Source organism: Dokdonella koreensis DS-123 (assembly GCF_001632775.1).
Classification (GTDB): Bacteria; Pseudomonadota; Gammaproteobacteria; order Xanthomonadales; family Rhodanobacteraceae; genus Dokdonella; species Dokdonella koreensis.
On record NZ_CP015249.1, the window covers coordinates 954,564 to 973,446 of the forward strand.

Genomic DNA, 18,883 nt, shown 5'->3' on the forward strand with positions numbered 1-18,883 from the left:
ACTTCATGGGCATCCTTAGCAAACGCCTCGCGCTGGCCTGTGCGCTGGTCGCGCTCGCCGCCTGCGGCAAGAAGACCGATCCGGCCGATCCGCTCGGCTACGTGCCGGCCGATACGCCTTATGTCGCGGCCAACGTCGAGGTCCTGCCCGACGCCACGGTCGAGGTGTTCGCGACGCAGATGAAGGCGTTCTGGCCGCTGATGTTCGAGCAGGTCCGCCCGATCGTGGGCGAGCTGGAGAAGGATCCCAAGCACGCCGACGCCGCGCGCGTGGTACGCGCGCTGTTCGACGAGATCGCGCCGCGCGACACGCCGGAGAAATGGGCCGAGATCGGCTTCGGCACGAAGGTCCGCTCGGCGATCTACGGCGTCGGCCTGGTGCCGGTGCTGCGCCTGGAGCTGGCCGATGCCGAGGCGTTCCGCGCGACCGTGGCCCGGGTCGAGGCCAAGGCCGGCACCACGCTGGGTACCGGCCGCATCGGTGACCAGGACCTGTGGATCGTCGACGGCGGCAAGGTGCAGGGCCTGATGGCGATCCAGGGCACGCACCTGGTGCTGACGGTGGCGCCGGCCGAAGCCGACGAGGCGCTCAAGCGGCGCCTGCTGGGCCTGGACCGGCCCGAGCAGTCGCTGGCGGCGTCCGGCGCCCTGACCGCGCTGAACCAGGCCGAAGGCTACCTGCCGTACGGCAGCGGCTACGTCGACCTGCGCCGCATCGTCGCGCTGATCGACCGCGATCCGGGCTACCAGGCCTTTGCGCGCCTGGCCGAGGAAGCACCGCCGGCACTCGACGAGACCTGCCGCGGCGAGCTCGACGCGATCGTCGCCAAGGCGCCGCGCGCGAGCTTCGGCTATACCGTGCTCGACGCCGGCCACATGACGATGCACAGCCTGCTCGAACTCGATCCGGCGCTCGTGCAGGGCCTGCAGGGGCTGGCGGTGTCGCCGCCCGGGTCCGCGGCGACCGGCGATGCGCTGCTCGACCTCAGCTTCTCGCTGCCGGTGCTCAAGGCCAAGGCCTTCGTCGAGAAGCAGGTCGATGCGATCGTGGCCGCACCGTATCGCTGCGAAGCGCTCGCCTTCGTCAACGAAGGCGCGCAGGACCTCCAGCAGAAGCTCGACCAGACCGTGCCGCCGCCGCTCAGCGACCTGACCGGCCTGCGCCTGAGCCTGGACCGCTTCACGTGGAAAGGCCAGGACAAGCCCGACTTCGCCGGCAAGCTGCTGATCGCCAGCGACGATCCGGCCACCCTGGTCAGCATGGCCCAACTGGCCGTGCCGACGCTGCGCGACGTGCAGCTGACCGCCGGCGGCGCGCCGGTCGACCTGCCGCTGCCGCCGGAAGCGGCCGGTTTCGTCGATTTCGCGCAGGCGGCGCTGGCACCCAAGGCGCTGGCCCTGGCGTTCGGCACCGGCGCGGCGGCGACCGACCTCGGCACCTGGCTGGCCGAACCGGCCGCCACCGATGCGCAGCTGCTCGGCTTCCGCTACAGCGGCCGGCTCTACGGCGTGATCGGCGACGCCACGCGGCGCTTCGCCGACGCGATGCCGGAGGAGCAGCGCGACGCGATCGACAGCCAGCTGCGCCTGTATGCGCTCTACGAGCAGTGGTTCAAGCGCTTCGACCAGCGCGTCCGGGTGACGCCGAAGGGCCTGCTGATCACCCAGGACGTCGAGTTGGCCAAGCCGTAGGCCGCAGCGGATAGGGTACGACCGCGGCCGCCGTCCGTCAGGGCGGCGGCCGTTCGCCGGCCGTTCGCGCCGGCGTCGCGACGAACACGTCCACGCGCAGGCCGACCGGCAGCGGCGGCTGGCCGTCCAGTGTGATCAGCGCTTCGAGGATCTTCGCGTCCTGCTTCTCCGCCGGATCGCCCGAGGTCTGGTTGCGCGGTCCCATGCGCCGGCTGACATGGGCCACCCGGCCGGCGAAGCGCTGCCCGGGAAATGCATCGCTGCTGACGTAGGCGTCCTGGCCCACCCGGATGCGGGCGATGTCCAGTTCGTCGACATCGGCGCGCACCTGCAGCCGGCGCAGGTCGCCGATGCGCGCCAGCGGGATCGGCGCCAGCGCCACCACGGTCTCGCCCTCGCGCTGGTCGCGCTTGAGCACGGTGCCGTCGATCGGCGAGCGGATCAGGCTCTTCTCGAGCAGCGCCGCGGCGCGGTCGCGGTCGGCAACGGCCGCCGCCAGCGCTGCTTCGGCCGCAGCCAGGTCCTCGCGGCGCGCACCGGCCTTCAGCAGCGCCAGGGCCGCCGCGGCACGCTCGCGCTCGGCGCGTGTCGCGGCTGCCTGGGCGTCGGCCTGCTCGCGCTGCTCGATGCTGATCAGGCCGCGCTCGGCGATGGACCGGCGCCGCGTCGCTTCGGCCGCGGCCAGCCGCTCCTGTGCCGCCGCCGCCGCGAGCACGGCCGCGGCCTGGTCGATCTCCTCGGTCCGTGCGCCGTTGCGCAGGCGCTCGTGCTCTGCGCTGCGCAGCGCGACCTGCGCTTCGGCCGCGGCCACGGCGGCGCGGTACTCGCTGTTCTCGATCTCGGCCAGCAACTGGCCGGCGACGACACTGTCGCCCTCGTCGATCAGCACGCGTGCCAGCCGCCCCGACAGCTGCGGAATGATGACGCGCTCCTCGCTCGCCGGCTCGACCAGGCCGCCGGCGGCGACGCGTGTGCCGGCGTCCGCGGTGGCCGGCGCGGGCGCCGGGGCCCCGCCACAGCCGGCGAGCGCGAGCAGGAAGACGATGAGGGTCGGGCGCATGGGACGACGAGGTTCGTTCAAGGCGGGGAAAGCGGAGGGTCGGGCGGCCGGGGCGGACGGCGGTCGTCCTTCAGGTGGCCGTCCTCCAGGTGCAGGATACGATCGCCGAACCGCTCCATGCGCGGATCGTGGCTGACGACGACCACCGCGCAGCCGTCCTGGTGTGCCAGGGCGTGCAGCACGCCGGCCACCTCCTGGCCGGTGCGCCCATCCAGCGCCGCCGTCGGCTCGTCGGCCAGCAGCAGTTCCGGCCGGCCGGCCAGGGCGCGGGCGATCGCCACGCGCTGCTTCTGCCCGCCGGACAGTTCCGCCGGAAAATGGGCCTGCCGATCGCCCAGCCCGAGGCGTTCGAGCAGGTCGCCCGCCACCGCGCGCTGGCGCGCCCGCGGCACCTGCTTGAGGTCGAGCGCGATCGCCACGTTTTCCCAGGCCCGCAGCGTCGGGAACAGGTTGTAGTGCTGGAAGACGAAGCCGACGTGGCGCAGCCGCAGCTGGGCCAGGGCCTCCGGCCCGCGGCCGGCGAGCGCCTGCCCGAACAGCTCGACCTCGCCGCCGGTGGGGCGCAGCAGGCAGCCCATGACCTGCAGCAGCGTCGTCTTGCCCGAGCCGCTCGGGCCGAGCAGCAGCGTCAGCTCGCCGGCACGGATCGTCAGGTCGATGCCGCGCAGCGCCTCGAACGCGGTCGCGCCGTGGCCGTAGACGACCCGGGCACCGGCCAGGCGCACGACGTGGCCGCCGCTCACTGGAACACCGTCGTCGGATCGATGCGGATCAGCCGCCGTACCGACACCACCGCGCCGAGCGCGCACATCAGGATCGTCAGGATCGCCAGCAGCAGCGCCAGCCACGGCGGCATCGCCACGGCGACGTTGGTCCGCGAGGACAGCGCGACGACCGCGAGCACGGCCGCCATGCCGCCGGTGTAGCCGAACACGGCGCTGATCGCCGCCTGCTTGAGGATGACGCGGTTGAGGTAGGCGTTCGGTGCGCCGATCGCGCGCAAGGTGGCGTACTCGGGCAGCCGGTCCATCGTCGTCGCGTACAGCGTCTGGCCGACGATGACGATGCCGACGATCAAGCCCAGCGAGGCCGCCAGCAGCAGTGCCGATCCGGCGCCGGTCGTGATCATCCAGTACGTCTGCGCCTGCCGCGCCAGGTCGCGCGCGTGCCAGACGTCGACCGCGCCGAGCCGCTGCTTGAGTGCGCGGCGCACCGCCTCGGCATCGGCACCGGCGGTCGTGCGGACGAGCAGGTAGGTGGTCTGCGTGTCCGGAAAGCCGGCCAGCCGCAGGGCATTGCGGTGATGCGTGAACACGTAAGGGCTCTGCGTGAAGGTGCGGATGCCCTGGGTGAAGCCGACCACGCGCGCGCGCCGGCGGTTGATCTCGACGGTATCGCCGATCGCGCGCACGCCGAGCTTGCCGGCGTAGAGGCGGTCGATCACGACCGCGTCGTCCTGCTGCAGGTCGGCGATCGCGCCCTCGGCGAGGTTCCACGGCGCGCCCTGGCCCGTGGCCGGGTCGAAGCCGACGATGCCGACGCTCTCGCTGCCGCCGTCCGGGCGTGTCCAGAAGCCGAACTGCATCATCAGCGGATCGACGCGCGCCACGCCCGGCACGCCCAGGGCCTCGTGCCGCCGCCGCAGCTCCAGGCGGCCGGCGATGTCGAGGTTGGTGGTGCCGGCCGGGGTGATCCAGAGGTCCGCGTCGGTATGGTCGACCAGGCCGGAGGTCGTGCGCGTGAACCCGACCAGCAGGCCCAGCTGCACGCCCATCAGCATCACCGCGAAGACCACGCCGATGATCGTCGCGGCAAACCGTGCGCGGTCGTGCGCCAGGTTGCGCCAGGCCAGCAGCGAGGTGCCGGCGATGCCGGATCGGCGCATCAGGGACGGCTCCGTCCGGCGCGACGACGGTACTTCGCGGGGTCGGGCGTCGAGCTGCCTTTCGGGCCCGGTATGAAGTGTCGAATCATTCCCGCCAAAGGAGCATCGGCGTCCGCCAGGGGGAACGATTGTTCCAGAAGCGGGGCGTTCGTGCTGTCGGTCCGCCCCATCGCCCCCCGGACCGCGCGCCCCGCCGTCGCCGGCGGGGCGCGCATCGCCTGGGATCAGGGGGCGTCGAAACCGTCGTCGAACAGCGCGTCGTTGGGCGGCCGGACGACGGTGAAGGTCACCATCGCCGGCGTCGTCGCCTGGCCGTCGCCGGCGGCATAGGTGAAGCCGTCCGTGCCGAGGAAGCCCGGATCGGGCCGGTAGACGAAGCCGCCGGCGGCATCGAGCCAGAGCGTGCCATGGTTCGGGCCGGCCACCAGCGCCGCCGTCAGCAGGTCGGCGTTCGGGTCGGTATCGTTGGCGAGCACGCCCGGCGCGGCGACCTTGAGCACGCTGTCGAGAACGACCGTGTAGGCATCGTCTGCGGCGACCGGCGGCAGGTTCGGCGCGGTGACGGTCAGTGTCGCACTGGCGGGATCGGTGGTGGCACCGACGGTCGTCTGCAGGGCGCCGGCGTTGAGCGTCTGCGTGAATACGCCACTGGCGTTGACGGTGACCGCGATACTGACCGTGCAGAAACCCTCGGCCGGAACTGTCGCGCCCGCGGCGAGCGCGAAGTTGCCGGCGCCGGGTGTGGCCGTCAGGCTGCCGCCGGTGCACGAGGTGGTGGCCTCGGCCGGCTCGGCGATGACGACCGGCGCGGGCAGCGCTCCCACGAGGTCGGTGGTGAGTCGGGCGGCGACGTCGTTGGCATTGGTCAGCGTGATCGTCAGCGTGGACGTTTCGCCGCCGAGGATCGCGTCGGGCGCGAACGCGAGGCCGAGCGTCGGGGCGAGGAAGAGGCGGTACTCGAAGGCGCCGATGTCGGCGGCGGGGCCGGTCACGCGCGAGAAGCCTGGTCCACGCTGGTCGGTCGCCAGGTTCTGGCCGTTGTTGCCGGCGTCGATGGCCGGGCTGCCGGGCAGCAGCGCCCGCGTCCGCGAGAGGCCGCCGTTGTCCTGCAGCGGGCCGAGCAGCGGATCGGCACTGAGCGTGCCGGCAGGCAGTGTCGTGCCGGCCGCGTTGACGATGAGGTTGTTGGCGCCGGTGATCTCGCCGCGGAAGGCGATCAGGTCGGCACGCACCGGGTTGGCGTTGGGCGCCTGGTTGCCCGCGATCAGCGTGCTCTGGAACTGGCTGGCCCCCACTGCCTGTGTATCGACGATGCCACCGCCGACGCCGCCGGTCGCCGTTGCGGCGGTGGCGACATTGGCCGTGATCGTGCTGTTGCTCACGCGCAGCGGCATCGTCTGCATGTAGTAACCGGAGCGGTTGCCCTGGAATAGCGCGCCGGCGTTGCCGGCTGTGTTGTCGGAAATCGTGCTGTTGGTGATCGTCAGTGCGTTGTAGTCGGCGAACACGCCACCGCCGATGTCGGCGGCGTTGCCGCTGACGGACGAAGCACTCAGCGTCCACAATCCGCCGAAGTTGTGGATGCCGCCGCCGGCGGCCTGCCCGGCCTCGCTGAAGGCCGTGTTGCCGTCGATCTGGGAGTGGCTGACGGTGCGGTTCGAACCGTTGGCGGCGACGTAGATGCCGCCGCCGAGCGCCTGCCCGGAGGCCTGGATCGTGTTGTGGGCGATCGTGCAGCCGGTCAGCGTCATCTGCGCGCCGTAGGTGCTGACGCTTACGCCACCGCCCGCAGCGGCGATGCAGGCCGTCGATGCGGTGTCGCAGCCGGCGAAGTTGTTCGTGATGATGCTGTTGGTCGCCGTCAGGTTGCGCGTGACTACACCGCCGCCACTGACTTGCGTGAGTGCCGTGGCGCCGCCGGTCTCGGCGCGGTTGCCGCTGATGATGCTGTCGGTCAGCGTGATCGTGCCGCTCAGGCCGGTGGCGAGGCCGCCGCCGGCGACGTTGACGGCAGCGCCGCCGGGCACGACGCCGGTGGCGACATTGTTCGAGATCGTGCTGCGCAGCGCGGTGATGCCGTTGCGGGCGTAGAGGCCGCCCCCGGCCACACCGCCGGAGCCGGCCTTGCTGGAGGCGATGCAGGCGGTAACGGTCGAGTCGGTCAGCGCGAGCGCGCCGCCGGCCGAAGCGGCGCAACCGCCTGCGGCGATGTCCACGGCCGCGTCGGCGCGGCCGTTGGTGAGCGTGAGGCCGGTCAGGGCCAGCGTACCGTTACCGCTGTGGAAGAAGATCCGGCCGAGTGCGTTGCCGTCGATGGCGAGTGCATCGCGGCCCGGGCCGATGATCGTCAGCGCGTTGCGCGCTACCGCGATCTGGCCGCCGGTCAGCGTGATCGATGGGCAGGCCAGCCCGGTGAGATCCACCGTGTCGCCCTCGCTGGCCGCCGCCACGACGTTGCGCAGCGTGCCGCTGCCGCCGTCGTCGGCGCAGCTGGTGACCGGGAGCGTCGCCGCGAGCACCGCAGGCGTCGCGAGGGCCAGCAGCACGGCGGCGGCCAGCGGCTGGATGTGGGCTCGAATGCGCGGCGAGGGCGTTGCGGCTGCACGGGCCGGCGCGGAGTGGGACGGACGGGGCGATATGGGCATGGTGGATTCCGAAAAGAGGGCCTGATGGGTATGCCTCGGCAACCGGCGGCGACGCCGCTAGCGGTAGGGCCACAGGGCATGGATCGGAGCGGGGTGCCGGCCGGATGGATCGGCCGCCGCACCCCGCGGGATGCGGCGGAGGCGGATTCAGTTCATCGCTTGCGGCCAACGATCAGGTTGTCGAGCTTCGCCCACGCCGAGTTGCTGTTGGGCGAATCGACAATCAGGCTGGTGATCGGCACGCGGCTGGTGAAGCCGCGGAACGAAAGCGCCTGGTTGGTGTTGCCGAGCGCCACGAAACTGCCGTCGCTCAAGCTCAGCCAGATCGGTCCGCCGGAACCGTCGCCGTAGCCGTTGCTCTCCCAGAAATAGCCCCCGACCGCCGTCACCGGCGTCGTGAACGTGATGACGATCTGATCGGCGCTGTTGTTGTGCGAGATCACGCCGGGAAAGTTGTAGAGGCCGGCGTGAGCGCCGCTCTGTGTGTAGATGCTGTAGGAAAAGCCGGCGCCGGAAAACGTCAGCGGCGCGAAGATCTCCTGGTTGGCCGGCACACCGGTGAAGCCTTCTTCGTAGTATCCGGTCTGGACGTGCGGCAGGAACGCCTCGCGCGAGGTGTAGATGCCGGGCGGGTGGTGTTCGATGTCGAAACCGTCGCCGAACAGCGCGTCGACCACGCGGATCGACAGCGCGATCGGCACGGTGATTCGGGGCTGGTCGGGATCGCTGGTCGCGATACACAGCGATGCGGCGTGGTCGCCGAGCGCAAGACCGGCGGTGTCGACGTCGAGCGTGAGGGCCGCCGATGCGCCAGCGGCGATCTGGCCCTGCAGTGGTGCGGCGCGCAGCCAGGCCACATCGCCCGGCGCGTCGCAGCTGCCTGCCGTCTCGGTAAGGCGGTAGTGCAGCAGGCTGCCGGGTTGACCGGCATTGGCCAGCGTCAGCGTGCGGCTGCCGGAGGTGCCGATCTCGAGCGTAAGGTCGACCGGCGCGGTGTCCAGCGCCGCGGCCGGTACGAAGTTCCCGACTGCCAGCGCCACCGGAACCGCCACGCTCTCGTAGCCGCTGGCGATGCACAGGTTCGCCGTGTGCACGCCTTCGGCGAGGCCGGTCGGGTCCAGCGTGAGGTCGATCGTGGTTGGAGAGGCACCGGCGGCGATGCTGCCGGACGTGGCCGCCAACGACAGCCACGGGACGTCGGCCAGATTCGTGCAGCCCGGTGCGGTCTGCTCGGCGCGAACCAGCAGCGAGCGGATCGGCCCGGAGTTGGTGACGAGCGGGAAGAAGCTGCCGTCGGCGACCCGGTAGTAGCTCGCTTCGGGCTCGTTGCGCGACAAGGCATCGCTGGCGCTTCGGTCCAGGGACGCATAGCCGCCGGCCGGCAGGCGTACGCCGATGTAGACGCTGCCGCTGTCGAGCGTGATGCCGAGCGAGCTCAGGTCTGCGCGGTTGAATGCATAGTTGGGATAGGTCGGGGTGGAGGCGGTGGCGGCTACCGTGCCGAGCAGGTCGCCCGGGCCGCCGTCGGGCCCGTTGTCGTCGAAGACAGCCACCTCGTAGGCGAATTGCGCGGTAGGGCTGCCGTCGCGCGTCAGGGCGGTGCACACGGTCGTGAACGTAGCCGGATAGAACGTCGGCGTGAACTTGTCGAGCAGCGTGGTCGACGTCGAATTGCTGCCAAATGCGTCTTCGGCCGAATCGTCGTCGTGGATGATCAGGCCCGGCACTTCCGGACCGCAGCCGGCGGCGCCGGTGACGGCCGTGGGCGGCACGGCTACCGGTGGCCGGGCGGCGGCTTCGGCCGCCAGCGTGTCGTGCTGGCGCCGGTACTCGGCCAACCGCTCGGCGATGGGCCGCGCTGCCGGCGCGGCGATCGGCGGTGGCCGGTAGCCGGTTGCCGAGTCGCCCTCGACCAGCGACCAGTCCAGTGTGCGGTCGCCGGCATTGCCGATCGTCAGCGTGGCCGTCACCGGTGCGCCGCTCCCGAGCGGAGCGGTAGCGGCGACCGTGACGGGCGAAGCAGCGATGACCGGCCCACCGACGTCGAGCGTCACCGTGGCGCTGGCCGCCAGCACCGTCGCTGCGCCGCCTCGGGTCCAGCGGATCGAGGAGGGCGCCGGGCGCGGCATCGGCGTGTTGTAGGAATACGGCGATGCGGCCGCGCCGAATCGCCGGTCGGCGGTCAGGCCGATCGTCGCCGAGCCGCCGTTGTCCCAGCCTTCCGGGTCGTAGTTGCCGAGCAATTCATGACCGAAGATCGTGTTCTGGTACTGGAATGCGATGGAGCCGTCCTCGCCGAGCACAGCCTGGGCGCTCAGCCGCCCCGGCGTCTCGCCGGTCGATGTCCAGTTGACCCCCCAGAAGACGTGCCCGCGATCCCACTGCACGACGAGCCGGCGGTCCGGTGCCTGGCCGCGCACCTGCCACCAGACGCCGCCCTGGATGTTGTTGAGCAGGTCCCAGAACGGCGTGATGAAGCCGTTGGCGTCGAATGGCGCGCGCCCGGTCTGCAGCGGGCTGTTGTCATCGATGAACAGGATCTGCCCGTCGCAGCGTGAGCCGAGCGCCTTGATGAAGCCGCCGTTGGAGACGCACAGGCGGTCACTCGCGACTCCGTAGAACGGAAACGCGAACGGCAGCACGATCTCGCGCTCACCGCCCCAGGCGTTCATGTCGAATGCGGTGCCGGTGCTGCGGACGTCGACGAAGTCGAGCGGTTGGGTGTCGTCGTAAGCGTAGCGGATGAGGTCGTCCTGGGCGGTCCAGGTGACGGTATGGGTGGCGCTGGTGCGCGCGACGATCCGATGGTGGTGGACCTGACTGGCGCCGGGAGCCAGCGCCAGTGCGGCGTGGTCGAGCAGGCGGCCGCTGGCGCTGTCCTCGAGGGTCGAGTAGGCCAGCGGTGTCGGGGAGGTATTGGTGACGGTGTAGCAGAAGTCGACGACGTCGCCGACATTGACCTGGGCATGGCTGGCGCTGCCGCAGGTCGAGCTGTCGCCATGCGGGGTCAGGCCCACCGTCAGGGTGAGGCCGGTGCCGGCCGGCGCGGCCGGCACCGCGCCCGGCAGCGCGATCAGGAGCGCCAGGACCGGCAGGGACGACGGGCCACTGGCGGCGCGTCGGGAGGGCGTGCGAAGAGTCACGGAAGATCCTCGTGGGTTCGATGGTCGCCTGCGGGACGGGCCGTAGGACGGGTATCGAACCTAGGAGCCGACACGCTCGGCCTGCAAGCGGCGGACATGATCGGTCCGTCGACAGGCCGTGGTTGGCGTTTACAACGCATTGTTTCCAGGAGGTTTCGAAGCGTGCCGGATGCGGTCGGGCGGGACCGATGAGCAAACCGTCAGGTGAGCTTTCCGGGCCATTGGACCGTTAGGCCCGTTGCTTGCGCACCGCCGCCGCCGTCAGGGTTGCTGGACCAGGCCGCTCCCGGCGACCGGCGGCACCTGCACGGCCAGTGGAATCGGTCGCTCGCCGGCCAGGGCGCGGGCGGTCCCGAGCGCGGTTCGCCAGGCCTCCGGCTGGCCGAGCGCGTGGTAGAGCCGTACCTGCATCAGGGCGACGTCGAAATCCTCCGCCCCCCACCGCCCCAGCCGCGCCGTGACGAGGCTGGCGCGGGCCGGATCGCCGGCGTCGAGCAGGGCGCCGGCATAGGACTCGGCCACCATGCGGATGTGGTAGGGCGTGCCTTCGCGTTCGGCCGTGGCCGTGGCCGTGTCGTAGATCGCAATCGCGCGCTCGTGCTGGCCGTCGGCCCAGCACTGCTCGGCTTCGGCCAGGTGCACGCGCAAGACCGTTTCATGCACGGTCTGGGCGCCGAGCCGCCGCGTCAGGTCGGCCGTCTCGGCCTCCGCCTCGGCACGACGGCCGGCTCCGCGCAGCGCACGCAGGCGCGTCAATGCCAGATCGACCCGGGTCGTGGAAAAGCCGCGCACGCCCGCCAGCGCGTCCAGGGCGCGGGCGGACTGCTCAGCCGCGACATCGAAGCGGCCTTGGACCAACGCGAGCTGGGCGAGCTGCCCCTCGATCATCGCGCGCAGACCTGCTTCCTCGACTGGATCGGCCGCAGATGCGACTGCTGCCAGCAGCGTGCGCGCCTCGGTCAGGCGGCCGTTCGCGATCAGGCCGAGGGCACCCGTGAAGTCGAGGTAGTTGAGCGACTCCTTGCTCGTGGCGCCGGCCAGCTTCGGCCGCATGCGTTCATACAGGGCCAGCGCCGGCGCGGCCTGCAAGAGTTGCAGGTGGACCTGAATCTGGTTGATGACGGGTGTGATCAGCCGTTCGGTCGCACCGAAACGCTCCACCGTACGGATCGATCGCTCCAGCAGCGGGAGTGCTTCGGCGGCGCGATGGCTGGCAGCGTCGAGGCCCGCCTCGGCGTTGTCGACCCGGGCCAACTGGAGGGAATCATTGGCCATGGTGAACAACACCCGCGCGCGCTCGTAGTCCGCGCGCGCGAGCGCGCTGCGATCGGCGATCGCGTAGGTGATCGCCCGCCCGAGATGTGCGGAGCCCAGGTAGACCGGGTTGTCGAGCGGGTCCAGCAGGTCGATCGCCTCGTCGTAGCTGCGGACCGAGGCCTCGACGTCGACGGTGTCGAGAAAGCCCATCAGGTTCAGTGCGCGGGCACGCAGGACCGGATCGTCCTCGGCTGAAACGGTGGTCAGCAGCTTGGTCAGCCGTTCGCGCGTGGCTGCGTCGCGGTCGTTCGCATTGTCGATCCGCGCCAACTGCAATTGAATCTCGGGAAGCTCGCGAACGGCGGCGGGAGCGCCTTCGATCAATGTTTGCGCTCCGGCGAAGTCATCGGCCAGCAGTGCCGCCTCGATGCGTTGCAGCAACTGAGCCGTGGAGGGTGGTGGGGCGTCGCCGACGGAAAGCGGCGGGTTCTTCCCGAAGTAAGCGATCAACTGATCGGCCGCCGCCTGGGCCGCGAGCAGAGCGTCGGGCGAGTAAGCCCGGGCGACACGTTCGCTGCCTTGCGCATCGTGCAGCACCAGCCGGACCATCCAGCCGTTCGATTGCCGCATCGCCGAGGTGGCGACGATTGCCGTCGCGCCCGTGGCACCGCGCACGCGGGCGGCCAGCTCGCCGGCATCGCCACCGTCGCGGCTCAGCGCCACGATGTCGGAGCTCGGTATCACCGGCACGGCGGCTTGACGCAGCCGGCCGACCACGAAATCCATGAGGCCCAGGCGCATCCAGGTCGAGTCGGCGCTGTCACCGGGACTGGTCACTTCGGTCGGCAGCACACCGGTCGCGCCGGCAGCCCGGGCGAACGCCGGCCCCTGCGCTGACTGATCGCGATCGCGGTGCCACAGTACGCTGCCGAGCGTCACCGTGCCGGCCGCCAAGGCCAGCGCGGCCCGGACCAACCAGCGCCGTACGCGCGCGGTGTTGCGCGGCGGCGGAGAGAGGGCGGCCGCGAGCGGCTCGCTTTCACGGGCCGCCTGCGCGGCATCCTCTTCGATCGTCGGCGCGACCCAGTGGAAGCCGAAGTGCGCGATCGTCCGGATCACCGCCTGCTGCTCGCCGTCGTCGTCGAGGATGCGCCGCACCTTGCGCATCAGCTGGCGGATCTGTGTATCGGTGACGTCGGCCCGGCTCCAGACCGTGGCACCGAGTTCACCGTGCCCAACCGCGCGGTCGCGGTTGGCGATCAGGTGGACGATGCAGTCGAAGACCTTCGGCGAGACCGTCAGCACCGTACCGTCGCGGCGCATCTCGCGCGTGGCCGGATCGACCGCGAACGCGCCGAACCGGTAGCGGGGCCGATAGCGGGGACGTTCGCGTGGACTCACGAGGGGGCTCTGCGGTAGCTCAGGTCACAAGGCATCGGGGCGGCACCAACGAGGCGCCACCCATGGCTCAGAAGTCATTGCGAAGCAATATAGCGTGCGGCGGCCGAGTCGGCCACGGCGGGCGCGACGGCGGCCCGTCCGCGACGCCGCGGGCCGGTTCACCGGCGCGCCTGCGCGGCGGCGTCGAGAAAGGCCTGCATCAGCGGGTCGGCCGGCAGCAGGTCCGCATTGCGGCCGTCGTGGAATTCCGGGTGCCATTGGACGCCGACGACGAAGGCCGGGCCGTCCACACGGATCGCTTCGACCACGCCGTCGTCGGACCAGGCGCCGGCGACCACGCCGCGGCCGAGCGCCTTGACGCCCTGGTGGTGGATCGAGTTGACGCGGCCTTCGTGCAGGTCGCCGTAGATGCGGCCGGCCCAGGTTCCCGGATCGAGCCGCAGCGCGTGGACGTGCTCGTCGTAGAGATCGGCATGCACGTGGTTGGCGCGCGTTGCGCCGTCGGCGCGCAGGTCCTGGTACAGCGTGCCGCCGAAGGCGACGTTGATCAGCTGCATGCCGCGGCAGATGCCGAACACCGGCTTGCCGGCAGCGGCGAACCCGCGCAGCAGTTCCAGCTCGAAGCGGTCGCGCAGCATGTCGATCGCGCCCACGGTATGGGTCGGCGCCTCGCCGTAGGCGGCCGGATCGATGTCGGCGCCTCCCTGCAGGATCAGGCCGTCCAGCGCGGCGACGATGTCGGGGATGTCGATGTGCGCGCGCCGGATCAGGCTGTCGCGCTCGACCGTCGGCACCATCACCACCATGGCGCCGAGCGCCATGACCCATTGCGCGACCGACTGCTCCAGGTACTGCAGCGTCTTGCCGCGGAAGCCCAGTTCCTGCGGCACCTGGCGCAGGATGCGCGGGGAAACGCCGATGATCAGCTTGCGGGGAGTCTCGGATCCGGTCATGGACAGGTGGATGGCGCGGCGGCGGCGCGGGCGGCCCGGCCGGTATCGTCGTCCAAGCCCTCGCGCGGTGGCAAGCCGGCGGCCGGTGTCGTCGCCTCGATCAGCCAGTCCACGACGCCGCGCAGGGCCGCGACCCGCCCGGCACCGGCGTCGCGCGCCGCTCGATAGAGCGCCAGCTGGCGGTCGGCACTGGTGCCCCCGGCGAGGATGCGGCGGATCGGCGCGAGGACGTCGCCGGCGCCGAGCGCGTGCGCGGACCGTTCGATGTCCGGGCTGGCCCGGTCGATCCAGGCGCCGACGCCGTGCCGTTCCCCGGAGGCGTCCAGGAAGTCGGCGGCGACGCCGTGGCGCTTGGCACGCCAGCGGTTCTCGTCGACCAGCCGCCGCAGCGTGGCGCCCTGGCGCGTGTCGGGGTCCGGTCCGTGCAGGTGCGCATGCACGACGCAGCGGAACAGCGCGGCCAGCGCCAGGCTGTCCTCGAGCCGGGTGCAGCTGTCGGCGATGCGAAGCTCCAGCGTCGGGAAGCGGTGCGAGGGGCGGATCGCCCACCAGATCGACTGCCGGCCGTCGATGGCGCCGCCGCGTTCGAGCAGGTCGGCGAAGGCGTCGTAGCCGGCCTGGTCCTCGAACAGGTCCGGGATGCCGGTACGCGGCCATTCGTCGTAGGCGGCCTGCCGGTAGCTTTGCAGGCCGGTCGGTTGGCGGCTCCAGAACGGCGAGGAGGCCGACAGCGCCAGGAACACCGGCAGCCACGGCAGCAGGCGGTTCATCAGGCGCACCCGGTCGATACCGTCGGGAACGCCGACGTGGACGTGCAGGCCGCAGACCAGGTTGCGCAGGCCGAGGATCTGGTAGTCGTCGAGCAGGCGTTCGTAGCGCTGCTTCGCACTGACGACCTGACTGCGCCAGGCGGTCAACGGCTGGGTGCCGGCGGCGAGCACGCGCAGGCCGTGCCGCTGCGCGGTCTGCGCCAGCTCGCACCGCAACCGCGTCATCGTCGCCGCCGCCGTGGTGGCATCGGAAAACACCGGCGAGACGATCTCGATCTGCGACTGCAACAATTCGCGACCGATGTGCTGGCCGAGCGCACGCCGGCAGTCGGACAGGAATCGCTTGGGCATGCGCGAGACCGCGCAGCGGCTGTCCGGGTCGACGAGGAAGAGTTCTTCCTCCAGACCGAAGGTGAATGCGGTGTCGGTGCGCAGGGGCATGGCGCATCCTGGCCGAGCCTGCGCAAACACCGGCTAAACGCGTCGTGCCGGTTCGACCGATCTTCGTGATCGTGTCGACGAATCGGCCACCACGCCGGCAGCGGGCCGGTGTTCCGCCGCGAGGTGATGTCCGCCGCACCGGTACGAGGACCCGCCTCGTACCGGTGCCTGCGATCAGGGCCTGGCTTCGAAGTCGTCGGCGAACAGGCGGTCGGTGACGTCGGTCCGGCAGGTCACCACGACGTCGGTGACATCGGTGGTGCCGATGGTGCCGCTGCCGCTGGCGACCGTGCAGGCCTGTTCGGGATCGACCGGCTGGGTGGCGATGGTCACCGCATAGGCGCCGCCGGTGCTGATCCGCTCCGAGAATACGAAGCTGCCGTTGCCTTCGATTCGCAGTGCGGTGCCGCCGTTGAGTTGCAGGGCCAGGCCGGTGCCAGTCAGGCCGCCGACCATGCCACCGACCGTATAGTCCGGAATGAAGGCTGGGCTGATGCACCAATGTGTGAGCACGCCCGTGTCGCCGCTGGCGTTGTCGGCAACGGTCAGCGTCCAGGTGCCGCCGATGCTTTGACCGCCGAAGGCCAGGTCCAATGACTGGTTAGGGCGAAGGACGCCCGCGATTGCCGGAGGCGTGGCGTTGCACATGTTTTCGGCCGGCTCCGTCGACAGATCGTCGAGGATCGCGTCGATGTCCTGTCCATCGCAACCCCAGGTCGATGCCGGCACGCCTGGGCGATGGATCACGACGACGTCGTGGCCGCCGTGGCTGAGCGTGTAGGTGAGGTCGCCGACGTACGAATGAGTCGTCTTGATGTGCAGATTGAGGCGCTGGAGCAATCGCGTACCGGAGATCGTCATGTCGTCGCTCACCTGGCCCTCGTCCGGAATCGGCAGGCTGAGATCGCGGCAGACCAGACTGGTGGTGGTGAAGCGCGACGCGCTCGACAGGGCGTCGGTCCCGCAGGCATTGGTGGCACGCACGCGCCAGTAGTAGGTGGTGCCGCCACTGAGCGCCGATGTCGTCCAGGTCGTCGCGACCAGTCCGCTGGCATTGGCGACCGAGGTATCGAAGCTGGGGTCGGTGGCGACCTCGATTGCATAGGATGTTGCGCCGGGTACCGCTGACCAGGTGAAGGCGACTGGCGTGGCGACCCCGTTGGCGCCGTCGGCCGGCGTCTGCAGGACGGGCGGCGCCGACAGCGGCGCCGAGACCGTCAGCGCGACCGCCACATTGTGGCCGGGACTGCCGGCGGCGGTGCCGTTGACCGTGATCGCGTGGCTGCCGGGCGGCGTCGCGGTGCCGGTGGCGATCGTCAGGGTCGAGGTTGTGCCCGGCGAGACCGGGTTCGGTGCGAAGCTCGCGCTGGCAGCGGCCGGCAGCCCGGTGGCCGCCAGCGTCACCGGCTGGTTGAAGCCACCCTCGGCGATCACCTCGACTGGATAGGTGGCCGGTGTGCCGGCGCACACCGCCTGTGCGGCGGCCGGTACCGCCAGTGCGAAATCGGCGGCGCTGGCCGAGCAGGCCGGGCGGGTGCCGCAGGCGATGCCGTGTGCATTGAACGCGTCCCAGATCCGGCAGGCATTGGGCGTGCCGTTGGCGAGATTGCCGTCGTCGTCGTCGGCCGCGACGAACACCGTGTACCAGTTGGTGGCCCCGCAGCCGTTGACCGTCGCGGCGGTGTTGCACTGGCCGCCGCTTTCCACCCGGTAGGCGCTCTTGGACGGCGTCAGGCTGGCGTACCAGATCTGGTCCATCTGCCGCCAGCCCTTCTCCTCGCCGTGGGCGTCGATCAGCATGTGGGCCAGGTCCCAGTTGGCGCTGGAGGCGATGTAGCTCTCGCAGTGCCCCTCGTAGCCCATCGGTCCGCGGTACGGCGCGCCGTTGGACGCGACGTACGGGCAGGCGACGCCGGTCAGGCCGACATAGGCGCCGCAGTTGATGCCTGACGAGGCGGTGACGTTGGCGGGCGTGGCCAGCGTGCGCGAGCCGAGCAGGCTGAAATCGTTGACGTCGCGCACGCCGGTGCACGTGGTGCAGCCTAAGCAGACCCGGCCGGGCCGGAAGTTCGGCCCAATGCAGCTGTCGCGGGTTTCCAGGAACGCGAACGTGTCGCCGACCGCTTCGCCGCTGCCGTACTCGTTGGCGGCGCCGCCGGTGTTGCTGTCCAGGCCGTGTCCCCATTCGTGCAGGAACACCGCGGCGATCTCGCCGGTGTTGGAACAGCCGCCGCCGGACTTGAAGAAGTTCAGCGAGCTGCCGTTCCAGGACGCGTTGCAGGTCTGGCTGATGTTCATGTTGGCGGTGACCGTGGTCCGCAGCCAGCTGTTGTCGGGCAGGATCGAGCGCGCCTTCTCGTTGATCCGCGTCAGGTGGTAGAAGCCGCTGCGCGAGGCATGCGTATTGCCGGCGCCGCCGGAACCGGGCGTGGTGCAGTCGGTGCCGAAGCCGCTGCCGAAGTCGAGGTTACCGGTGCTGGTGTTGCTGAGCGAGATCGATCCGCAGGCATCGCTCATGCGGAAGTAGCGGCCGTTGAGCGTCGAGGTGGCCGTACCGCCGGTGTAGTCGTAGACGCCTTCGCTGTCGGTGACCTTGGCGCCGTTGTTGGTGACGGCGGTGAACGGGAACGGGACGACGATCTCCGGATCGGTGTTGGTGTTCGGGTAGATGCCACCGGTGACCGTCGCGTCGGCATACACGGTCAGGTCGCGCGCCTCGACGACGTGGCCGTCATGGGCGTCGACCAGCACCTGCCAGGTCGCCCCGTCGCCTTCGAGGCGGAAGACGTAGCGCCACGCCAGCAGGTGGGCGTAGCCGCTGCCCCGTGCGCCGGAGAACGCCATGCCCGGCTGCTCGCCGGCCGGCAGGCGCGGATGGATCGCCAGCGTGCCGGCCTCGACCGTCTCGGCCAGCCGCGTATCGGCGGGAAAGCCCAGCTCGCGCCAGGCCGCCGCGAAGGCGGCGTCGCGGGTCAGCGTCGGCGTCGCGTCGAGGGCGACTTCGCCGATCCGCTCGGCACCGAACTGCACGATGTTGCCGTGCGCGATGCGCAGGTAGACGAAGGCCCCTTCGACGCGGACGCCGTCGTGATACTGCGCGTACTCGAGGAACCAGCGCGGGCTGCCGTCGCCGAACGCGCTGCTGCGCGCCTCGTCCAGGCGCAGGTCCAGGCCGCGCGCGCCGAGCAGTTCGGCGGTCTCGTCGATGAAGCGGCGCCCCTCGCGCGCGACCTGTTCGCGGTCCGGCACCGCGTCCGGCGCGAGGCCGAACGCGGCCGGCGACAGCGTGTTGCCGCGCCCCGGGATCAGCGGCACGCCGCTGCCCTGGACCACGTTCGGCCGGTCGCCGCGCGTATCCCAGCGCAATTCCCACGCCGTGCCGTGCCGCTGCGTGAAACCGGCCAGGCGTGCTTGCAGCACGGCGTCGCGAACGGCATCGAGCCCGAGCGACGGCGTCACGTCGAGGGCGTCGTCGTGGAAGCTGCGGGCCGGCATCCGGCGCGTGGCCTCGGTGGCCGGGTCGGGCTGGTAGGGCTGGATCGCGGGCGCGGGCAGCGCGGCAAGCAGCAGCGACGCGACGAGCGCGGCCTTCGGTATGCGGAGCATGGAGATCCCCTGACGATGGACGGCCTGCCAC

At 71.0% G+C, this 18,883-nt stretch carries 10 protein-coding genes; 1 reads left to right on the forward strand and 9 read right to left on the reverse strand.

Going from position 1 to position 18,883, the window contains the following annotated elements; translation table 11 throughout:
• The first annotated feature begins 5 nt into the window (after nt 1-5).
• The gene (locus tag I596_RS03735; RefSeq protein WP_067644387.1) at nt 6-1,691 is read left to right on the forward strand and encodes a hypothetical protein; all 1,686 of its coding nucleotides are present in this window, start codon (nt 6-8) and stop codon (nt 1,689-1,691) included.
• A 37-nt stretch (nt 1,692-1,728) separates the two neighbouring features.
• On the opposite strand, the gene I596_RS03740 is transcribed toward I596_RS03735, so the two are convergent.
• The 9 genes from I596_RS03740 to I596_RS03780 all read right to left on the reverse strand — a co-directional run bounded on the left by I596_RS03740 (nt 1,729) and on the right by I596_RS03780 (nt 18,852).
• Nucleotides 1,729-2,751, reverse strand: a complete 1,023-nt coding sequence (locus I596_RS03740; RefSeq protein WP_067644390.1) for an HlyD family secretion protein — start codon at nt 2,749-2,751, stop codon at nt 1,729-1,731.
• A 17-nt stretch (nt 2,752-2,768) separates the two neighbouring features.
• Complete coding sequence (locus tag I596_RS03745; protein ID WP_067644393.1) at nt 2,769-3,494, reverse strand: ABC transporter ATP-binding protein; 726 nt, start codon at nt 3,492-3,494, stop codon at nt 2,769-2,771.
• Complete coding sequence (locus I596_RS18385; RefSeq protein WP_067644395.1) at nt 3,491-4,636, reverse strand: ABC transporter permease; 1,146 nt, start codon at nt 4,634-4,636, stop codon at nt 3,491-3,493. The genes I596_RS03745 and I596_RS18385 overlap by 4 nt, the downstream gene beginning before the upstream one ends.
• 224 nt (nt 4,637-4,860) lie before the next feature.
• Complete coding sequence (locus tag I596_RS03755) at nt 4,861-7,281, reverse strand: DUF7933 domain-containing protein (RefSeq protein ID WP_150131997.1); 2,421 nt, start codon at nt 7,279-7,281, stop codon at nt 4,861-4,863.
• Nucleotides 7,282-7,433: 152 nt separating this feature from the next.
• Nucleotides 7,434-10,424 (reverse strand): hypothetical protein, encoded by a 2,991-nt coding sequence (locus I596_RS03760; RefSeq protein WP_150131998.1) that lies wholly within the window; start codon nt 10,422-10,424, stop codon nt 7,434-7,436.
• Between the two features lie 261 nt (nt 10,425-10,685).
• Entirely contained in the window at nt 10,686-13,082 is a 2,397-nt protein-coding gene (locus I596_RS03765; protein ID WP_067644404.1) for a winged helix-turn-helix domain-containing protein, read from the reverse strand.
• A 158-nt stretch (nt 13,083-13,240) separates the two neighbouring features.
• Nucleotides 13,241-14,035, reverse strand: a complete 795-nt coding sequence (locus tag I596_RS03770; RefSeq protein ID WP_067644407.1) for a gamma-glutamyl-gamma-aminobutyrate hydrolase family protein — start codon at nt 14,033-14,035, stop codon at nt 13,241-13,243.
• Complete coding sequence (locus I596_RS03775) at nt 14,032-15,246, reverse strand: carboxylate-amine ligase (RefSeq protein ID WP_067644410.1); 1,215 nt, start codon at nt 15,244-15,246, stop codon at nt 14,032-14,034. The genes I596_RS03770 and I596_RS03775 overlap by 4 nt, the downstream gene beginning before the upstream one ends.
• 174 nt (nt 15,247-15,420) lie before the next feature.
• On the reverse strand, nt 15,421-18,852 hold the full coding sequence (locus tag I596_RS03780) for a hypothetical protein (protein WP_067644411.1): 3,432 nt from the start codon (nt 18,850-18,852) through the stop codon (nt 15,421-15,423).
• Nucleotides 18,853-18,883: the final 31 nt, after the last annotated feature.